The organism is Brevibacterium metallidurans, from assembly GCF_037101285.1.
Taxonomy (GTDB): Bacteria; Actinomycetota; Actinomycetes; order Actinomycetales; family Brevibacteriaceae; genus Brevibacterium; species Brevibacterium metallidurans.
In genome coordinates, this window is record NZ_BAAAAF010000001.1 from 435,191 (window position 1) to 453,358 (window position 18,168).

Annotated in this window: 19 protein-coding genes; 13 read left to right on the forward strand and 6 right to left on the reverse strand. The window is 68.9% G+C overall.

The features are described 5' to 3' along the window. Positions 1-15 precede the first annotated feature (15 nt). Together AACX88_RS01865 and AACX88_RS01870 are read left to right on the forward strand one after the other, a co-directional pair. Positions 16-228: a heavy-metal-associated domain-containing protein gene (locus AACX88_RS01865; protein ID WP_339391395.1), complete on the forward strand. Its 213-nt coding sequence runs from the start codon at positions 16-18 to the stop codon at positions 226-228. Further along, positions 228-2,522 (forward strand): heavy metal translocating P-type ATPase, encoded by a 2,295-nt coding sequence (locus AACX88_RS01870; RefSeq protein ID WP_339391396.1) that lies wholly within the window; start codon positions 228-230, stop codon positions 2,520-2,522. Before AACX88_RS01865 ends, AACX88_RS01870 begins: the two co-directional genes overlap by 1 nt. Before the next feature lie 244 nt (positions 2,523-2,766). On the opposite strand, the gene AACX88_RS01875 is transcribed toward AACX88_RS01870, so the two are convergent. After that, positions 2,767-3,411 (reverse strand): MerR family transcriptional regulator, encoded by a 645-nt coding sequence (locus tag AACX88_RS01875; protein ID WP_339391397.1) that lies wholly within the window; start codon positions 3,409-3,411, stop codon positions 2,767-2,769. Between the two features lie 134 nt (positions 3,412-3,545). Between AACX88_RS01875 and AACX88_RS01880 the strand changes: the two genes are divergently transcribed. Further along, positions 3,546-4,613 (forward strand): hypothetical protein, encoded by a 1,068-nt coding sequence (locus AACX88_RS01880; RefSeq protein ID WP_339391398.1) that lies wholly within the window; start codon positions 3,546-3,548, stop codon positions 4,611-4,613. A 91-nt stretch (positions 4,614-4,704) separates the two neighbouring features. After that, entirely contained in the window at positions 4,705-5,796 is a 1,092-nt protein-coding gene (locus tag AACX88_RS01885; RefSeq protein WP_339391399.1) for an endonuclease domain-containing protein, read from the forward strand. 147 nt (positions 5,797-5,943) lie between these two features. Here AACX88_RS01885 and AACX88_RS01890 read toward each other — a convergent pair whose 3' ends face one another. Next, the gene (locus AACX88_RS01890) at positions 5,944-6,207 is read right to left on the reverse strand and encodes a hypothetical protein (protein WP_339391400.1); all 264 of its coding nucleotides are present in this window, start codon (positions 6,205-6,207) and stop codon (positions 5,944-5,946) included. A gap of 95 nt (positions 6,208-6,302) precedes the next feature. Here AACX88_RS01890 and AACX88_RS01895 point away from each other — a divergent pair, with 95 nt between their 5' ends. The 5 genes from AACX88_RS01895 (at position 6,303) to AACX88_RS01915 (ending at position 10,367) form a co-directional block, all read left to right on the forward strand. Further along, the gene (locus AACX88_RS01895) at positions 6,303-6,953 is read left to right on the forward strand and encodes a hypothetical protein (protein WP_339391401.1); all 651 of its coding nucleotides are present in this window, start codon (positions 6,303-6,305) and stop codon (positions 6,951-6,953) included. Then, a complete protein-coding gene (locus tag AACX88_RS01900) occupies positions 6,953-7,480 on the forward strand; it encodes a response regulator transcription factor (protein ID WP_339391402.1) in 528 nt (175 codons plus the stop codon). Before AACX88_RS01895 ends, AACX88_RS01900 begins: the two co-directional genes overlap by 1 nt. Beyond that, on the forward strand, positions 7,470-7,892 hold the full coding sequence (locus AACX88_RS01905; protein WP_339391403.1) for a winged helix-turn-helix domain-containing protein: 423 nt from the start codon (positions 7,470-7,472) through the stop codon (positions 7,890-7,892). The genes AACX88_RS01900 and AACX88_RS01905 overlap by 11 nt, the downstream gene beginning before the upstream one ends. 3 nt (positions 7,893-7,895) lie before the next feature. Beyond that, positions 7,896-9,176 (forward strand): sensor histidine kinase, encoded by a 1,281-nt coding sequence (locus AACX88_RS01910; protein WP_339391404.1) that lies wholly within the window; start codon positions 7,896-7,898, stop codon positions 9,174-9,176. 342 nt (positions 9,177-9,518) lie between these two features. After that, positions 9,519-10,367 carry a M15 family metallopeptidase gene (locus AACX88_RS01915; RefSeq protein WP_339391405.1) on the forward strand — a complete coding sequence of 283 codons (849 nt, stop codon included), beginning with the start codon at positions 9,519-9,521 and terminating at the stop codon, positions 10,365-10,367. An 8-nt stretch (positions 10,368-10,375) separates the two neighbouring features. On the opposite strand, the gene AACX88_RS01920 is transcribed toward AACX88_RS01915, so the two are convergent. Next, positions 10,376-11,020, reverse strand: coding sequence for a pyridoxamine 5'-phosphate oxidase family protein (locus AACX88_RS01920; protein ID WP_339391406.1), 645 nt, complete (start codon positions 11,018-11,020; stop codon positions 10,376-10,378). A gap of 140 nt (positions 11,021-11,160) precedes the next feature. Beyond that, the gene (locus AACX88_RS01925; RefSeq protein ID WP_339391407.1) at positions 11,161-11,661 is read right to left on the reverse strand and encodes a DUF1990 family protein; all 501 of its coding nucleotides are present in this window, start codon (positions 11,659-11,661) and stop codon (positions 11,161-11,163) included. Positions 11,662-11,845: 184 nt separating this feature from the next. Here AACX88_RS01925 and AACX88_RS01930 point away from each other — a divergent pair, with 184 nt between their 5' ends. Beyond that, positions 11,846-12,298, forward strand: a complete 453-nt coding sequence (locus AACX88_RS01930; protein WP_339391408.1) for a MaoC family dehydratase — start codon at positions 11,846-11,848, stop codon at positions 12,296-12,298. Between the two features lie 6 nt (positions 12,299-12,304). Here the strand turns inward: AACX88_RS01930 and otsB are convergent, their stop codons facing one another. Both otsB and AACX88_RS01940 read right to left on the reverse strand, forming a co-directional pair. After that, positions 12,305-14,944 carry a trehalose-phosphatase gene (otsB, locus tag AACX88_RS01935; protein WP_339391410.1) on the reverse strand — a complete coding sequence of 880 codons (2,640 nt, stop codon included), beginning with the start codon at positions 14,942-14,944 and terminating at the stop codon, positions 12,305-12,307. Positions 14,945-15,047: 103 nt separating this feature from the next. After that, on the reverse strand, positions 15,048-15,695 hold the full coding sequence (locus tag AACX88_RS01940) for an HdeD family acid-resistance protein (protein ID WP_339391411.1): 648 nt from the start codon (positions 15,693-15,695) through the stop codon (positions 15,048-15,050). A gap of 93 nt (positions 15,696-15,788) precedes the next feature. On the opposite strand from AACX88_RS01940, the gene AACX88_RS01945 reads away from it, so the two are divergent. From AACX88_RS01945 to AACX88_RS01955, 3 genes are all read left to right on the forward strand, one after another. After that, positions 15,789-16,463, forward strand: coding sequence for an ArsR/SmtB family transcription factor (locus tag AACX88_RS01945; protein ID WP_339391412.1), 675 nt, complete (start codon positions 15,789-15,791; stop codon positions 16,461-16,463). Positions 16,464-16,544: 81 nt separating this feature from the next. Beyond that, positions 16,545-17,723, forward strand: coding sequence for a serine hydrolase domain-containing protein (locus AACX88_RS01950; RefSeq protein ID WP_339391413.1), 1,179 nt, complete (start codon positions 16,545-16,547; stop codon positions 17,721-17,723). After that, on the forward strand, positions 17,720-18,091 hold the full coding sequence (locus tag AACX88_RS01955; RefSeq protein ID WP_339391414.1) for a hypothetical protein: 372 nt from the start codon (positions 17,720-17,722) through the stop codon (positions 18,089-18,091). The genes AACX88_RS01950 and AACX88_RS01955 overlap by 4 nt, the downstream gene beginning before the upstream one ends. Positions 18,092-18,168: the final 77 nt, after the last annotated feature.

The following is an 18,168-nucleotide window of genomic DNA, read 5'->3' on the forward strand; positions in this document are numbered from 1 at the left end:
AAGAAAGCAGGAGACATGACGACCACCACCATCACCGTTTCGGGAATGACCTGCGGCCACTGCGTCGCCTCCGTCAAAGAGGAGATCGGGGCGCTGCCCGGGGTCTCCGAGGTCACGGTCGATCTCAACGCCGGCGGGGATTCGCCGGTGACGATCACCTCGGCGGATGCCCTCGACGCAGCAGATGTGCGCGCCGCCGTCGACGAAGCAGGCTACGAGGTCAGGTGATGTCGCGCGAGGTTGATCTCGACATCACGGGAATGACCTGCGCATCGTGCTCGGCTCGGATCGAGAAGAAGCTCTCCCGTCTCGACGGGGTGAGCGCCGAGGTGAATCTGCCGCTGAACTCGGCCCACGTCGTCATCGACTCGGGTCTCAGCGACGATGACATCACGGGGGCCGTCGCGAAGGCAGGGTACGGGGCCACGGTCCGGAAGGCCGCCTCGTCGGGACCGGAGATCGTCGACTACGATCCCCGGCATCTGCGCCCGCGCTTCATCGGCTCGCTCATCCTCGCCGTGCCGATCGTCGCGATCTCGATGGTCATGAGCTGGCACTTCCCGGGCTGGCAGTGGGTGGTGGGCATCCTCGCCCTGCCCGTCGTCACCTGGGGTGCGTGGCCGTTCCACTCGGCCGCCCTCAAGGCGGCCCGTGGCCGGTCGACGACGATGGACACGCTGGTCAGCGTCGGCATCATCGTCGCCAGCGGCTACTCGTACGCGACCCTCATCCGCGCCGTCGTCGACGGCTACGGCTGGGCAATCCCCGGCACGTACCACGTGTGGTTCGAAGCGGCCGCGGCGATCACGGTGTTCCTCCTCATCGGCAAGCTCACCGAGGATCGCGCGAAGAACCGCGCGACCGCGGCCCTGCGCGAACTCCTCGACCTCGGCGCGAAGTCGGCGACCGTGCTCAGGGAGGCGGGGGCCGGTGGGAGCTCCGGAGCTGCCGGGTCCGCTGGGACCCGGGTCGAGGTCGAGGTGCCGATCGACGAGCTTGCCGTCGGCGATGTCTTCCTGGTGCGCCCGGGTGAGAAGATCGCCACCGACGGCGTCATCGTCGCCGGACATTCGGCCATCGACGAGGCGATGCTCACCGGCGAATCCGCCCCGGTCGAGGTCGGCGTCGGCGACACGGTGACCGGCGCGACGATCAACACCTCCGGTGTCCTCGAGGTCCGCGCCGAGCGCGTGGGATCCGATACGACCCTGGCGGCGATGGCCGATCTCGTCAGCCGTGCGCAGCTCGGCAAACCCGCGGTGCAGCGCCTGGCCGATCGGATCTCCGCGATCTTCGTCCCCATCGTCTTCGTCATCAGCGCGCTCACGCTGCTGACCTGGGGGCTCGTCACCGGTGATTGGGCGATGGGCCTCCATGCGGCACTCACCGTCCTCATCATCGCCTGCCCGTGTGCGCTGGGACTCGCGACCCCGACGGCACTCGCCGTCTCGTCGGGACGCGGTTCACAGCTGGGCATCCTCGTCTCCGGGCCCGAGGCCCTCGAGTCGACGCGGTCGATCGACACGGTCGTCCTCGACAAGACGGGCACACTGACCACGGGCGTGATGACCTTGACCGGCACACAGCTGAGTGAGAACGACTTCGCGCTCCTCGCTCGGCTCGAGCACGGCAGCGAACACCCGGTGGCCCGGGCGATCGTCGAGGCCCAGGCCGCGCGCAGCGCCGGGAGCCCGGTCGGCGGCAGCGCGGTGCCTGGGAGCACGGCCTCCGGCGGCGTGACTGCCGGGGGCGGAACCGCCGGGAGCGGCGCGACTGAGGAGACCGCCTCGGCGAGGGTCGAGGACTTCCGAGCCATCCCCGGTGGTGGGCTCGAAGCCCGCATCGACGGATCCGCGGTCCTCGCGGGCAGGCCGGATCTGCTCCGCGAACGCGGCATCACGGTCGACATCGACCCATCCGCGGTGCCGGCCGGTGCGACGATCGTCGCCCTCGCCGTCGACGGAGACTTCCGCGGGCTGACCTTCGTCGCGGACGAGATCAGGGACGGGGCCGCCTCGGCGATCTCCGAACTCCACGATCTCGGGCTGTCCACGGTGCTGCTCACCGGGGACAACGCCTCAGCCGCCGAGGCGGTCGCGAGCGCCGTCGGGATCACCGAGGTCCGGGCGGACGTCCGCCCCGAGGGCAAGATCGCCGTGGTCACCGAGCTGCAGAATGCGGGCCGGTCGGTCGCGATGGTCGGTGACGGCATCAACGATGCCGCAGCCCTGGCCGGTGCCGATCTCGGGATCGCGATGGGCTCGGGCACGGATGCGGCGATGGCGGCCTCGGACATCACGATGGTCCGGTCGGATCCGCGGCAGATCCCGCAGGCGATCCGGCTCTCCCGGAAGACGCTCGGGCTCATCAAGGGCAACCTGTTCTGGGCGTTCGCGTACAACACGGCGGCGATCCCGGTGGCTGCGGCAGGCCTGCTCAGCCCGATGATCGCCGGGGCCGCGATGGCGTTCTCCTCGGTGTTCGTCGTCCTCAACAGCCTCCGGCTGCTGCGGTTCAAGTAGAGGCACGGCAGCCCGGGAAGGGGTGCGTCGGACCGAACAGCATCTGCGCGAACGGCGCCCACGGCACGAACCGTGGGCGCCGTTCGCGTGCCGTGGCGCAGTCCGCGCCCACTTCCGGGCAGACCGCACAGTCTGCGCCCACTTCCGGGTGAGAATCGCAACCACATCACCCGGGGCAGTCCGCACAATCACCCGAAACGTTCCGCACTCCTCGCCGTCGCCCGGGGCGCCGACCGCACCGAGGTCAGTCCGCGTCGCCCTCGCCCGGCCAGTACCGGCGCCTGGCCCGATCGGAGTGCGCGAGTCGGCGCATGCTGTCGATGAAGATCTCGCCGAGCACGGTCCCCACCACGGACTTCTCGACGATCGCCGCGGGGGAATCCGCCGCTGCGAGGCTGGCCATGTCGGCGTCGGCGATCCGGTCGGCCGCCTCGGCGTAGACCTCGAGGTGACCGAGCATCTCCGCGTGCCCCGTTTCGATCATCGTCTCCACGGCCGTGAGCAGGGCGTCCCTGGCCGGTTCGTCCTCGGCGAGGTTCCACCGTCGGTCGGCGATGAGGTCGTCGACGATCGCCGAGGCGCGCGCCCGGTTCTCCGTCTCCCCCGCCTCGGGGCGGTCGTTGATCCCGAGCATCGCCTGGCCGAGCGCCTCCGGCACCTGCGGTGTCGGGGAGTCGAGTTCGGCCAGGACCGCTCGCGCCGCCGCGATCGACATCCCGCCGATCGTCACCATCGCGCGGATCAGGCGCACACGGTGGAGGTGGTCCTCACCGTAGCCGCCGGGGGTGTCCTCGGTCGTGCTCGCCCGCGCCACGAGTCCTTCGCGGATGTAGTACTTGATGCGCGGGATCGGCACACCACTGCGAGCGCTCAACTCCGATATCCGCATCGTCTCCGCTCACCCCCTCGTCTCCGACCTGCCGAACTGCTGAAACACCGAAACACCGGAACTCCGTCAGCATCTCCGTGAGAATCTCCGTCGGGCTCTTGCGCCCCATTTCCAGATAGCCTACTATCCATTGTATGGATAGCGGACTATCTGCCAACGGCGGCGATAGGACCCCGGATCGGCCGAGAACCGGGGCATCGCCGGATCAGGGCGGCGACCCGACCGGAACGGGACCGAGTCTCTCGTCGCTGACCTCCGCGCTGCTGCGCCTCCACCGTCCGCTGATCATCGCCGCGGCGTTCTCCGCTCTCATCGCCGTCGTGGCGACCATCGGGTACTTCGTCGACGACCGCACCCTCGTCGGAGTGCCCATCTGGCACAAGGCTGCGAAGTTCGGCGTCTCGATCACGATCTACACGCTGACGATCGCATGGATGCTCGACTACCTGCCCGCTCGCAGCCGGTTCGTCCGGACGCTGGGGACGATCATCGCCGTCGGCATCACCATCGAACTCGTCTTCATCGTCGTCCAGATCATCCGCGGGCAGATGAGCCACTTCAACGTCCGCACCGTCTTCGACGCGACCATGTACTACAGCATGGGCGGACTCATCACGGCAGTCTGGCTGACCAACCTCGTCCTCGCGATCGTCCTCGCCTTCCGCCGCCTGCCCGATCGCGGCTTCGCCGCCGGCATCCGCTGGGGAACGGCGATCGGTCTCATCGGCATGGCGATCGCCTTCCTCATGGCCGTCGGCGAGCTCGAGGTCGTCGACATGGACGCCGCCGAGGCGCAGGGCCTCGCCGGTGCCCACAGCGTCGGTGCCCCCGACGGCGGTCCGACGATGCCGATCACCGGGTGGAACACCGAGTCCGGAGACATCCGCGTCCCGCACTTCGTCGGCCTCCACGCCCTCCAGGCCGTGCCGCTCTTCGCCCTCGGGCTCCTCCTGCTCGGCAGGCGGTGGCCCAGGCTGCGTCCAGCCGGCACACGGGTGGGGCTCGTCCGGGTCTTCGCGCTCTTCTGGTTCGGCCTCGTCGTCATCACGACGGTGCAGGCGATCCGCGGCCAGTCGGTCGCCCAGACCGACGCCCCGACGTTCGCAGCCCTCGCCGGACTCCTCCTCCTTGCGGGTCTGGCATCGTGGGCCGTCCTCGCTCGCCGAGGCGGGGCGCCGTCAACGAGTACGCCCCCACCCTGAGCTGCCGCACTCGACCGCAGAACCCTGTGGACAGCCGCCGCGTGAGTCCGCGGTCACCTCGGCGAATGCGTCGATCTCGACGGGCACGTCAATGAAGGACGAGGACACCCACCCGAGGAAGCGGGACTGCCCGACCGACATCGCTGGGTTCCACAGCGGCACCGACTCGTGCGCCCAGAGCCTGTGCATGCTCAACCGCTGCCCACAGGCGACGAACCCGCCCTTCCCTTCGGCCACGAGGTCGACGACAGTCGGCGGCATGGACCTCCGCCTCGAATACCGTGATCATTCGTCGGTCTTCCGCACCGCCGACGCACCGGAGAGGGGAGTGACCTCCCATGCGCTGAAGACCGACCGTCACCGCCGGGCGCTCTACCGAGGCGTCCGCATCGACGAATCCGCTCCGGTGCCGCTGCTGACGCCGACCTGGGCCGACGACGCATGGATGGACGAGGCGCTGAGGCTGCGCGCTGTGCTGGCGCTGTGTCCCACCGCGGTCGGATTCGGTCTCACTGCGGCTCGACTCTTCGGTCTGCCGCTCCCCCGAGATCGCACGTTCACAGCGCTCCACGTCGCGTCGACGAATCCCGCGACGAAGCTGAGGCATCCGGCCATCGCGTTCCATCGGCCGCGGAGGCTGAGGTCGGTCGTCTGGCTCGACCTGCCCCTGCAGTCACCGACCGACATCTTCGTCGAACTGGCCCTGCTGCTTTCCCGTGATGCACTCATCGCCCTCGGTGATGCCATCGTCGGCGGATGGCACGGGCCGCCCCTGTGTTCCCTGGCCGAGCTGCGCGACGACATCGCCCAACGTCGCTACCTGCGAGCAAGGGCGACGACGCAGGAGGCGTGCGCCCTCATCCGCGAAACGGTCGATTCTCCCCAGGAGACGGGACTCCGGCTCTGGGCCCTGCGGCGTGGACTGCCGGAACCCGAAGTCCATCCGCAGGTGTTCTGTCCGCTTCTCGGCCGAGTCGTCGAACCCGATCTGGGTTACCGCCGGGCCCGGCTCGCCCTCGAGTACGAAGGCGGTCACCACTTCGAGTCGAAGGAGCAGTGGACTCGTGACATCAATCGGGACGAGGGACTGCACGCGGCGGGTTGGACGGTGCTCAGAGTCACGAGCCGCACCGATCGGAGGCAGTTGGAGGCCAAGATCCGCGCGCATCTCGAGCGGGAATGACGCGACGGTGCGGACTGCTGCGCGAGCACTCGTGCGCGTGGCAATCTGCGGAAGGTCGGCACCGATTCTGCGGACGCTCACCGGTGATCAGCGAGCCAGTTCCACCGCCGAGTGGGCGCAGAACGCTACTCCGTGAACTAGGGACTCCTACTTGAGGATCGGGTAGGACTGGTCGTCGTTCTGCGTGTCGTTGCGCAGAGCCCAGTTGAGCACCGAGGCGAGCGCGGTGACCGCGACGAAGGCGACGCCCGCGTAGATGAACGCGAAGCCGAAGGCCGCCGGGTCCTGCCACGCACGGGTGACGACGATCGAGAGGATGAGGACGGCGACGCCGCAGACCAGCCCCACTTTGAACGCGTCCTTGTAGGAGACGGTGCTGGAGGACTTCTTAGCGGATTTCGACGGTGCCATACCTCCAGGGTAGCGACTCGAGCTGAGAGTCGCCCACTCCGGCCCGCACCCCGACGGAAGTGGACGCATGGAGGAGAACACGCGAAAATATCATCGTGCCCCTCCCCACACCTGTGCGCTCGAGCGCTGCCCGCCCGGCAGCAGGCGTCCTGACCAGCGGCGGTCTCCGGACGCTCGTGGCCTGCGTGTGCGCACTCACCCTGCTCGTCACCGCCTCGGCGTGCGGTCCCGATCGGGGCCTGCGGGTCGAACCCGCGAGCACGGCCTCCCCGACGATGCTCAGTCAGTCGAACGAGGACGCCGGTCCGAAGGACACGCCGTTCTCCCTCGAACAGATCCGCACGACCATCGAGGACTCTTCGGGTGTGGCCGTCACAGGCCGGGCGGCGGAGACGGCGAAGGTCGCCGGCGACTGCAGGGACTGCCTGAAGTTCGGCGCCCCGTTCACGCGCGGTGACCAGAAGTTCCAGGTCGTCACCGTCGCCAACCCGAAGCGGCGCAGCGAGGATATCGCCGGGGTCGTCATCAGCGAGAAGGACGGGCAGCCGAGGCTCGAGCTCATCGCCACCGGCAACCAGCTCACGCTCAGCCCGGGGAAGAACGGGACCGTCGTCGTCCAGGAGGCGATGTACGCCGACGGCGACCAGGACTGCTGCCCTTCCGGCTGGTCGGTGCAGGTATTCCGCCTCCATGACGGTAGGTTTGAACCGGGTCAACGCTTCACGCGACTGAATGGGGAGTCGTAATGCATATTGTGCTGGTCGAGGATGATGAGGTCATCCGGGAGACGACGCAGATCGGACTCGAGCAGTTCGACTACACCGTCTCCGCCTTCGCCGACGGCCGCGAAGGCTACGAGTTCGTCGCCGCGCACGGCGCCGACGTGCTCCTCCTCGACCTCATGCTGCCGACGATGAACGGCGCCTCGATCTGCCGCGCCGTCCGCGAGCGCTCGGCGATCCCGATCATCATCATCTCCGCCCGCTCCGACGCCATCGACATCGTCCAGGCGCTCGAAGCCGGCGCCGACGACTACCTCACCAAGCCCTTCGACATGCAGGTCCTCAACGCCCGCATCCGCGCCGTCGTCCGCCGCTTCATCACCACCGGCACCGACCGCCTCGGCTACTCGCCGACGACCGACCTCATCGACGACCACGAGACCGTCATCGGTCCCGGCGGGGTCATCACCGGCGACGGCATCCCCGAGGTCCTCGGCCCCAGTCCCGGCATGGACTCCCGGCGATCGCTCCCGCACAGCGTTGGCCGATGACGCCTACCTCGGCGCCGGGGGCAAGTTCACGTCCTCGGCGGGCACGGCCACCGACGTGTCCATCCCGCCCCGTCCCGAATCCTCGCCCACCGCCGAGGCGGCCGCCCCGGCGAGCGAGCTCGGACCCTTCCGCACCCGCCTGGGCTCCCTCGTCCTCGACACCGGTCGGCTCACCGTCGAGGTCGACGGTGAGGAGGTCCACCTCACCCCGACCGAACTGCGCGTCCTCCTGCTGCTCACTGAGCAGCCCGAGCACGTCTATTCGCGGGAGAAGATCGCCTTCACCGTGTGGGGCTACGAATGGGCGGGCGACTCCCGGGTCGTCGACGTCCACATCCAGCGGCTGCGGAAGAAGATCGGGGCGAACATGATCGAGACCGTCCGCGGCTTCGGGTACCGCTTCGCCGGCTGAGCCATGTCCCTGCGCTGGAAGATCTCCCTGCTCATCGTCGCGTCCGTGATCATCGCGGTGCTCTCGTGCAGCATCATCCTCAGGCAGTCCGCGGCCCGCGCCGAGGACGACCGGATGCGCTCGACGGTGACCGACCAGCTCGCGAACGCGGTCAACATCTTCTCCGAGACCGGGGTGCTCACCCTCAACGCCCGCATCGACGACCCGCAGCTGCCCGCCGATGCCCGCGCCCAGGCGCTCAAGGGCCAGAGTGTGACGATCCGCTCCGAGGTCGATGGGGAGGAGATCGTGTGGGCCGCTGCCCCCATCGAGGTCGGCACGTATACCGAGGTGATCTCCGTGCGGGCCTCGACGGCCGACAGCCGTGAACTCATCGGACGCATCGACCAGGCGCTGCTCGTCGGCATGATCGGCTCAGCCCTCGTCGTCGGCGGCGTCGGTTCGATCGTCGCCGGTCGCATCTCGCGCCGACTCACCCTCGGTGCGCAGGCGGCCCGGAAGATCGCCGCCGGTGACACCTCGATCCGGATCGCCGACGTCGTCGACGAATCGGATCAGGAGGTGTGGGCGTTCGCCTCGGCGGTCGACACCGCGGTGACGAGGCTGAGTGAGCGCATCGACTCCGAGCAGCGCTTCACCGCGGACCTCGCCCATGAGATGCGCACCCCGCTCACGGGCCTCGTCAACGCCGCGAGTCTGCTCACGGAGGATTCGCGTCCGGCCGAGCTCGTCAAGGACCGGGTGCAGCGGATGCAGGTCCTCGTCGAGGATCTCCTCGAGGTCTCCCGTCTCGACGCGGGACGCGCGAACCCGGAGTTCACGCGCGTCGACATCGACCAGGCGATCCGGTCCCTGCTCGGGACGATGAGCGCCTCGGGGGCGTTGGCCGGGCACGAGGTCGACACGGACTTCGGGGCTGCCGGCGCACGACTCGTCACCGATGTCCGCCGCTTCGAGCGCATCGTCTCGAACCTCCTCGTCAACGCGATCAAGCACGGCGCTGACCCCATCCGGCTCGCCACGACCCCCGCTTCGATCGTCATCACCGACTCCGGCCCCGGCTACCCCGCCGACATCGTCGAGACCGGCCCCACCCGGTTCGTCTCCGCCGGGGGCGGCGGCATGGGCCTCGGCCTCGTCATCGCCCAAGGTCAGGCGCGCCTCCTCGGCATCCGCCTCGTCTTCGACAACGACCCGGTCACCGGCGGAGCGCGCACCGAGGTGGTCTTCCCCGACGAAGAGGCTCAGGACATCGCCCTGCGCCAGCAGCTCGGCGTCGACTGACGCGGCCAGAACGGTTCCCCACGACCGCGCCCGATCCGCTCAAGCACGCGGAAGTGACATTACGTTACAGTACCGTTACACTTCTGTAATATTGAGTTTGCCGGCCGTCGGGGGTTCTCGACGGCCGAACCTTGGATACGACACAGGCAGTATGGAGCGACATTGACGGGTGAGGTCACGGGAACCGTGCGGCGCAGAGACCTGCGCAGGCAGCAGGCGAACCCTCAGCAGGGAACCCGATCCGACACCCCCTCCCCGGCTCCCTCTCACACCTTCTCACCCGCAGCGGCCTCCGCGCCGGCATCGTCGTCACCGACTCAGCTCTCTCCCCGCCGTGCCGCGATGGCCGAGGAAGCACGCAAGGCTGCCGGATCGCCGCGGCGCCAGGCCATGGCGGACGAACGCGCACAGGCCCGCACCTCGGCACCGGGCGCCTACTCGGGGCAGCGCGGATCCGACGGCGCACTGCTGCGCTCGGTGCGCAGGAAGCGCGCGACGACCGTGACCACGCTCTCCGGCCTCTCCGTCGCCGGTGCCGCCGTGGCCACGGTGATGTTCGCCACCGCAGGCGGCGGCAACGAGGTCACCGTCGACACCACCGCCGACGCCGGCCCCCGCCAGGTCAACGCCGAATCCGTCGACGCCGACATCCCCGCCTCGGACGAGAAGACGTCCGTCGAGGTGGGTGCGCCGAGCGCAAAGCAGCAGAACGCCGAGGCGGCGAGCCGGTCGATCGCGAAGAGCGCGCTGCCCGGCTGCGCTGCCGAGCAGGACTTCTCATCGGGTGCGAGCAACGGAGAGCTGCCCAAGGAGTGGCTGTGCGACCTCGGCCAGGGCGGACATCAGCTGCGTGCCGACGCCGCGGTCTCGTTCGCCGAGATGAGCGCCGCGTACAAGAAGGAGACGGGCAAGAACATCCCGATCACCGATTCCTACCGCAACCTCGAAGGTCAGATCTCCGTGGCCGGCCGGAAGCCGGGCCTCTCGGCGCGCCCCGGCACCTCGATGCACGGGTGGGGTATCGCCCTCGACCTCGGCGGCGGCACGGAGTCCGAGTCGGGTCCGTGGGACTGGCTGGTCAAGAACGCCGGGAAGTACGGCTGGGAGAACCCGGACTGGGCGAAGTCGTCGAAGTACGAACCGTGGCACTGGGAGTACGTGCCGGCCCGGGATCAGATCAAGGGCAAGTGACCGCGCTCTCAGGTGAGCGTCCGCGCAGCCTCCTGCGCTGCCCGCACTGACCGCGCGACGTCGATGCCTTCGCGCAGATCGGGCGCCGGTTCGAGTTCGCTGTCCACCTCGGTGAACCGGATCTTCCCTGCCCATGCGTCCCCGGCGACATCGTCGTCGGGATCCTCGGGCCACTCATCGGAGATCCGCAGCGACCATTCCTCGATCGGCATCTCCAGCAGCAGAGTCGCGGCGAGTTCCTTCTTCGTCGATGCCCGGACCTCGGCCGACCGGCCGGGAAGGAGACGATCGGTGAGGAGGCTCAGCGTCTGCTCCTTCCGGTCACCGACCACCTCGGCGAACTGCCCGAGGATGAGCGCACTGCGGTAGAGCATCGAGGATTCGAAGGCGCTGCGGGCGACGACGACCCCGTCGACCTTCGTCACGGCGACCGCGCACGGCTGCGAAAGCAGGCTCCGCATCCAGCGTGAGCCGGTCGACCCGTGGATGACGATCGTGTCGCCGACACGGGCGATGAGGGTGCCGAAGGCGAAGGGGCGCCCGTCGCGAACGATCGAGACGTGCGCGATCGCGGTGTCGTCGAGGAGACGGTGGAGTTCGGTGAGGTCATCGCTCATCAGCTCGGGTGAGCGCTGGGGGACGAGGTCGCTCATGCGGACTCCTTCGGCGCGGCTGCCGGCGCCCGTCGCCGACGAATGCCTCGAAGGTATCACCGGGGAGGTCCTCTGCCCCGACGGATTCCGTTGCCTCCGCCCGCCGAGGTGGGTGCGGGGGCCGCGGGGACGCACATGCGTCACGTCCGCAGGGCGCGCGAGTACCGCCGTCGATAGATCACCTGGGCGATCCGGACGACCGGCTCGCCGAGGCGCCAGATGCCCAGTCCCGCCCGCGACACCGAGCGGAGGATGAGGAAGACACGATCGTCGGGACGGTGGACGAGGAGGAACGACTCCTCCCCGGTGATCGGGTGGCCGGGCTTCGTGCCGTACGTGAAGCCGCGGAGATCCTCGGTCTCGACGACCTCGAGCACGTGTGAGGGTTCGGGCAGTCGGAGAAGGCCGAGTCGTACGCGGATCGTCGGTTCCTGGCCTGCTTCGACCCGTCCGGGCGGGGCGATGTCGAAGCCGCTGCGGGTCTTGACCTGCCAGTGGAGGAGCTCCTCGGCGCGGGCCTCGAACGTCGTTCGACCCCGACCGACGAAGTAGGCGGCTTCGAAGCAGCGGTAGCCGTCGGGACGCTCGAGCCACCTCGGCGAATGAGGGCAGGTGAGGAGCGGGTTCGCCGATGAGGTCATACGACCACCGTAGCCGTCGCATCCGATTCGGCAGTAGAGTGCGCAGTGACAGCTCGCACAATCGAATGTCCGATAAGGACCTCACGCGGCAGTCCGGGCACGACCGCACACGACGGCAGTCCGCACACGCCGACAGCCCACGCCCCACGACAATCCACGCACCGTCAGGATCGAAGGAGAACCCATGCGAACCCTCACCGGAATCGCCGAGATCGAATCCGCCGTCGGCACCGAGCTCGGCTCCTCGGAGTGGCTGACGATCGACCAGGCGGCGATCACCGCTTTCGCCGACGCCACCGACGACCACCAGTGGATCCACCTCGACGAGGAGCGGGCTGCGACCGGTCCGTTCGGGACGACGATCGCCCACGGATTCTTCACGCTCTCGCTCCTCCCGCACTTCTCACGGGAGATCTTCGCCGTCGAAGGGGTGGCGATGACGATCAACTACGGACTCAACAAGGTCCGCTTCCCGCAGCCGGTCCCCGTCGGTTCCCGTCTGCGCGACACCGCCACGCTCACCGATGTCACCCGCGGCCCCAAGGGCACGCAGATGATCATCAGCCACGTCATCGAGATCGAGGGCGAGGACCGCCCGGCGTGCATCGCCGAGATGGTCAGCCTCGTCGTCGAATGAGGCCCCTCAGCTCGGGCGGTGGGCGTCGAGCATCTGCGCGACGCGGATGTAGCCGAGGTGCGAGTACGCCTGCGGATGGTTGCCCAGGTGCATCTCCGCGACGGGGTCGTACTCCTCGGGCAGCAGGCCCGTGGGGCCGAGCAGATTGTCAAGCTGGCGGAACAGATCCCACGCGTCGTCGATGCGCCCGACTCTGATGAACGCCTCGATGAGCCATGTCGTGCAGATGTGGAACCCGCCCTCGAGTCCGGGCAGGCCGTCCTCGTACCGGTAGCGGAAGACCGTCGGCCCCACGCGCAGCTCCCGCTCGATCGCATCGACGGTGGAGATGAATCGCGGATCGTCGGGTTCGAGCAGACCGCTGAGCCCGACGAACAGGCACGCGGAGTCGAGGTCGGTCTCACCGTAGGCGACGGTGAAGGCCCCGACCTCCTCGTTGTAGCCGTGGGTGAGGATGTCGCTCTTGATCTCCTCCCGCAGCTGCCGCCACGCACCCGGCGGCTGCTTGTCGAAGCGCTCCGCGATCCGCAGCGCCCGATCGACCGTCACCCAGCACATCACGCGCGTGTAGACGTTGTGCTTGGGTGCCCGCCTGGCCTCCCAGATGCCGTGATCGGCTTCGAACCACCGCTTGCTCACGGCTTCGACCATCTGCGTCGTCAGTGTCCAATAGGCCTCCGGAAGCTCGCCGAGGTGCTCGGTGAGCTCGTCGAGGAGCTCGGTGACCGGTCCGAAGACGTCGAGCTGGACCTGGTGCTCTGCGGCGTTGCCCACCCGCACCGGCCGGGACCCGGCGTATCCGGGCAGATGCGCGAGCACCGCCTCGGTGGTCAGGGCGGAACCGTCGACGGCGTAGAGCGGATGGAGCTGCTCGGGAGCGACGGTATGGTCGAGGATCCCGGTCAGCCAGGACAGGAAGCCCTCCGCCTCGGCCGGAGAGCCGAGGGCGAGGAGGGCACGAGCCGTCATCGATCCGTCGCGCAGCCACGTGTAGCGGTAGTCCCAGTTGCGCACGCCGCCGATGCCTTCGGGCAGGGACGTCGTCGGGGCGGCGAGGATGCCGCCGGTCGGCTCGTGGCACAGGGCCCGCAGCGTGATCGCCGACCGGATGACCTCTTCGCGGTGGTGGCTCGGGATCGACAGCGTCGACGTCCAGTTCGTCCAGAACCGCAGCGCCTGGTCGCGCACCCGCTGCTCACCGCCTTCGGCGATGTACCGGGCGTCGCCGGTGCCGGAACCGCACGCGAGGACGAGGACGACCGCTCCGCCGGGGAACTCGGCGGGCACGACCGTCGCCTCGGCGGTCTGGGACTGGCCGGCCTCGACGATCTCGAAGTCGACGCCGGGGGCGATGAGCATGATCGGCTCCGAGGTCCCGAGGACCCGCACGCCGTCACGGACGGGGGCCATGCGGGTGGGCACCGTCGCATAGTCGAGGCGCGGGGCGAAGCGGATCCGGGCGGGGGCATCACCGGTGAGGACGCGGACGACGATCGTGTCGTCGCTGGCCCCGTCGACGGGTGCGAGGTAGTCGATGCAGCTCAGGCCGGGCCACCGGGTCTCGAGCAGGGTCGAGTGCGTGAGGTAGCGCTGGGTGAGCGGAGCGACGCCGGAGGCGGCGTTGACCGCGAAGTAGCCGGCGGCCGCGGTGCCGAGGATCTCGGAGAACATCGAGGACGAGTGCGGCAGCGGGTGCGGCATCCAGCAGATCGACCCGTGCGGGTCGACGAGTGCCGTCGACTGGCCGTTGCCGAGCAGGCTGTGCCGGTCGATGGGGGTGGCCTCTCGGCCGAACAGCCACGATTTGCGCAGCTCGTAGATCGCCGCGAGGACGACGGAGACCGCGTCCGGGCTGGGGAGGCGGAAGTCCGCGTGGGTCTCGTCGTCGCCGACCTTGAGCCCGAGGTCGAGGGGCCCGAGCGTCTCCATCGCGCTCTCGTCCGAATGGTCGTCACCGATGAAGACGACAACCTCGGCGCCGGTGCGGGCGCGGAGGTTCTTCAGCGCCTCCGCCTTCGAGGAGGGGACGACGGAGAGGTCGACGACCTGCTTGCCGCGGGTCGGGAAGACCGCGTGCGCCTCGATGAGGGCGGCGATCCCGTCCTCGACGGCCTGCCGGGCCTCCTCGTCGAGTCCGCGCAGGTGGACGGCGGCACCGGCGGTCTTGTGCTCGGTGACGTCGGCGGGCAGCGTGTCGACGAGGTCGCGCCGGAAGTCCTCGAGGGTCGCCCGCTGGCTCGCGTCGAGTGCGCGGTGGACGTCGGTGTCGGTCTCGCCTCCGTGGGAGCCGAAGAGGTGGACTTCGCGGGGCAGGCGCGACATCGCTGCGAGGTCGCGCAGGCTGCGTCCGGAGATCACCCCCGCCGAGGTGGACGGCAGGAGGGCGAGCGCGCGCAGCGAGTCGACCGAGGACTCGAGCGGGTACGCCTCGGCGGGGTTGTCGACGATGGGCGCGATCGTCCCGTCGTAGTCGGTGGCGATGAGCAGGGACGGTGAGCGTGAGACCTCGAAGAGGCGCCGGAACAGGTCGTCGGGCAGGGCTCGGCTGGCTTCCGCGAGATCGCCGAGGAGGCCCGACGAGGAGACGGACGCGGAGATCGGAGTCAGCGGGGACACATCGGTGTAATCGTGTTCGACGGTGCTCATCTCACCTCGGGTATCTGTCGGAGGTCGGGTGGCGGTCGGTGGTGGTGCGGTGCTGCTGGGCTGGCGGGGTGCTGTGGTTCGGACGGTCGAAGCGGCGCCCGGGTCACTCGGCTTCGGGTGCCTCGTCGTCGGCCGATCTCTCGGCCCGTCGGGCCTGCCTGGCCTTGCTGATGCGCGAGTAGCCGCCGATGATGAAGATCACTCCGGCGATGAGCGCTGCGGCTCCGGTGAAGCCGGCGATCGCGAGTGCCTCGAGGCTGTCTCCGGCGAGGAGGATGATGCCGAGGAGGACGTGGACGACGGCGGAGATGAGGAAGTCCGTGGCCATCGGGTGGTGGACGAGCTTGCGGTAGTTCCACAGTTCGATGAGTCCGGTGAGGATCGCCCAGATGCTCAGCGCGGCCCGGAGCTCGGCGGGGGTGTCGGCGATGGCGAGGAAGACGATCGCGGGCACGGTGACGATCGCCTGCCCGAAGACCGCGGTGCGCACCGAGACAGGTGAGCGCAGCGCCTGGTAGACGAGGACGAGGGCGAGCAGACCGAGGTAGACCATGCAGAGCAGGTCGACGACGCCGACCCCGAGGGACAGCTGGGTCGGGTCGACGGCGTCGCGCGGCCAGAACACCGTGGCGAAGCCGAAGAGGACGCCGAGGACGCCCCGGACGATCATCGGCGCGCCCATGACGCTCGCGTCGGTGAGGTTCTTCTCCGCCGACAGCGTGGGTTCGGTGCGCGATTCTTCAGTACTCATCACCCGACCAGTCTAGAACCGACATCCGGCCGAGTCCCAGCCCGACGCTTTTTCAGTCTTTACGTAATTACGTACTTTGTGTATGGTTAGGATATGGACTCACCGTCGACCGAGACTCAGCTCGCAGCTTCGCCCGCATCGCTCGAGGATCGTTTCGCGCAGCTCGAACGCCGCGTCGGCGAACTCGAAGCCGCGGCGCAGACATCTGCGTCTCAGCAGACTCCCGCCTCACGGCAGACGTCCCCGAAACACCTCACCGCCGTGCCGGCCGGAGCGGCCCTGCCCGCAGGCCCCGCCGTCGACTCATCGCCAGCGGATGACGCTTCCTCGCCGGATGACACCTCTTCCTCCCCGGCATCCGACGACGTGTTCTGGGCGCTCAACGGACTCGTCGACCGCCTCGGACCGGAAGGTGGGGTCACGTACACCGGTCACATCACGCCTCCCGGCGCCGAATCGCCCGTGTCGTGGCAGATGGGGCTGAGCGCCGAGGCGCTGAGCGAGATCGATTTCGCCGCGGCCGCCGGGGCGCTCGCGGCGTTCAGCCATCCCGTCAGGCTCGCCCTCCTGCAGGCGATCTATGAGGGGACGACCACCGTCGCCGAGCTCAGCGCCGATGACCGCTTCGGCACGACGGGGCAGGTCTACCACCATCTCAAGGCCCTCGCCTCCGCCGGATGGCTCGAGAACATTCCGCGCGGACACTGGCGTGTGCCCGCTCAGAAGGTCATCCCCCTGCTCACGCTCATCCTCATCGGCACCCACTGACCACCCGTCCCCGACCCCGCCTATCCGACCACCCCTCGACCCTGCCCTTCCGGATCGTGACCGCATCACCGAGGAGTCGCAATGACCATCCGCAGTGACCAGGAACCCGGCACCATCGAAGACGAACCCCGGCGGCCGCCTCGGCGAGTCTGGGCAGCTGGCATGATCGCCGCGCTCACCGCGATCGGACTCCTCCTCATCACCCCGCTTCCCCGCGGATTCCAGGGCGAGGTGACCGGGGATGCGGCGCTCATGGAGGCCACGGCCGAGGCGCTCGGCAGCAGCCACTGGAACCATGTGGCCGTCGTCAGGGTCGACGGGGACACGGTCTCCTCGGCCGGGACAGGGGCGGACGAGGACACGGAGTTCGAGATCGGGTCGATCACGAAGACCTTCACCGCCGCCCTCTTCGCCGATGCCCTCGAAAGGGGCGAGGTCACCGAGTCGACCCGCCTCGGCGAGGTCTGGCCTCAATTGGGAGGCGCGGTCGCTGAGGTGAGGTTGGCAGATCTGGCGATGCAGCGTTCGGGACTGCCCCGACAGCAGCCGCCGCCCAGCCTCGGCGATGGCATCGCCTCCATTCTTGCCGGCTATGTGCACACGGATCCGTATCGGGGTGATGTCGACGATCTCGTCCGCGCCCTCGGTGAGGCCGATGTCAGCGACAAGAAGCCGGAGTACTCGAACTTCGGGTTCGCGGTCCTCGGGCAGGCGCTCGCCGAGGTGACGGGCACGAGCTATGCCGACCTCGTCCGGGAGCGGATCACGCAGCCGTTGGGGATGGACGAGACTGTCGTGCCCACCTCGACGGAAGGGCTCTCACATGGGATGACGTCGTCGGGTCTGCCGGCGGCACCGTGGACTTTGGGGGCTTCGGCACCGGCCGGGGCGATCCGGTCGACTCCGAGGGACATGACGATCTGGTTGCGGGCGACGATGGACGGCACCGCTCCGGGTGCGGCGGCGAGCGAGCCGAGAGCGACGTTCGACGAATCCGACCGGATCGGGTGGGCGTGGATGACGACGACGAACCGGATTCCGAACGTCACGTGGCACAACGGGGGCACCGGCGGCTACCGATCGTTCCTCGGGTTCGACCGGGCGAACCGGACGGGGATCGTCGTCCTCTCCGACTCCGCGAACTCGGTGGACGGGGCGATCTCGCTGATCTCGGAGAAGGCAGGGACGGCCGCGGCCGGGTCGGCGGGGCCGGCAGCGGATTCAGCGGCTGTGGCCCCAACGGATGGAGGAGTCCGATGAACCCGGAATTCGTCGCCCAGCTCACCGCTGCCGTGGTCCTCGCGATCGGTGTGCGGACCGCGATCGGCGCCACGCGTCACCCGAGCTCGCGCATACAGATGTTCACCAGGCTCGTCGGCGCGCTCGCGATCCTCCTCGTCGTCCGCCTCATCGCGCCGTTCGGCGGTTGGGGAGACTGGTTCGTCTGGGTATGGCTGGCCGCCTGCGCCGTCAGCGTCGCCGCCGCCTATCGGGCAGCTGTGGCCTGGCCGGACCTGCCGTCACGAGGAGCGGCGCCACGGGCGGCAACGGTCCGCCTCGCCATCTGGTCGGCGATCCTCCTGCTCGTCACCAGCGCCCTCACCGTCCCGGGGCTGCTTCTGGGGTGAGAACAGTGAGTCTGGGATGAGAACAGTGAGTCTGTCAACGACGTTTCGGTCAACCACGCGTCTGTCAATGACGACAG

Coding starts and splice junctions, on each gene's coding strand:
- AACX88_RS01955 (WP_339391414.1), top strand. CDS start 17,720: ATGAACCCGGAATTCGTCGCCCAGCTCACCGCTGCCGTGGTCCTCGCG.
- AACX88_RS01930 (WP_339391408.1), top strand. CDS start 11,846: ATGCGAACCCTCACCGGAATCGCCGAGATCGAATCCGCCGTCGGCACC.
- AACX88_RS01885 (WP_339391399.1), top strand. CDS start 4,705: ATGAAGGACGAGGACACCCACCCGAGGAAGCGGGACTGCCCGACCGAC.
- otsB (WP_339391410.1), bottom strand. CDS start 14,944: ATGAGCACCGTCGAACACGATTACACCGATGTGTCCCCGCTGACTCCG.
- AACX88_RS01950 (WP_339391413.1), top strand. CDS start 16,545: ATGACCATCCGCAGTGACCAGGAACCCGGCACCATCGAAGACGAACCC.
- AACX88_RS01875 (WP_339391397.1), bottom strand. CDS start 3,411: ATGCGGATATCGGAGTTGAGCGCTCGCAGTGGTGTGCCGATCCCGCGC.
- AACX88_RS01865 (WP_339391395.1), top strand. CDS start 16: ATGACGACCACCACCATCACCGTTTCGGGAATGACCTGCGGCCACTGC.
- AACX88_RS01880 (WP_339391398.1), top strand. CDS start 3,546: ATGGATAGCGGACTATCTGCCAACGGCGGCGATAGGACCCCGGATCGG.
- AACX88_RS01920 (WP_339391406.1), bottom strand. CDS start 11,020: ATGAGCGACCTCGTCCCCCAGCGCTCACCCGAGCTGATGAGCGATGAC.
- AACX88_RS01870 (WP_339391396.1), top strand. CDS start 228: ATGTCGCGCGAGGTTGATCTCGACATCACGGGAATGACCTGCGCATCG.
- AACX88_RS01925 (WP_339391407.1), bottom strand. CDS start 11,661: ATGACCTCATCGGCGAACCCGCTCCTCACCTGCCCTCATTCGCCGAGG.
- AACX88_RS01890 (WP_339391400.1), bottom strand. CDS start 6,207: ATGGCACCGTCGAAATCCGCTAAGAAGTCCTCCAGCACCGTCTCCTAC.
- AACX88_RS01945 (WP_339391412.1), top strand. CDS start 15,789: ATGGACTCACCGTCGACCGAGACTCAGCTCGCAGCTTCGCCCGCATCG.
- AACX88_RS01900 (WP_339391402.1), top strand. CDS start 6,953: ATGCATATTGTGCTGGTCGAGGATGATGAGGTCATCCGGGAGACGACG.
- AACX88_RS01940 (WP_339391411.1), bottom strand. CDS start 15,695: ATGAGTACTGAAGAATCGCGCACCGAACCCACGCTGTCGGCGGAGAAG.
- AACX88_RS01915 (WP_339391405.1), top strand. CDS start 9,519: ATGGCCGAGGAAGCACGCAAGGCTGCCGGATCGCCGCGGCGCCAGGCC.
- AACX88_RS01910 (WP_339391404.1), top strand. CDS start 7,896: ATGTCCCTGCGCTGGAAGATCTCCCTGCTCATCGTCGCGTCCGTGATC.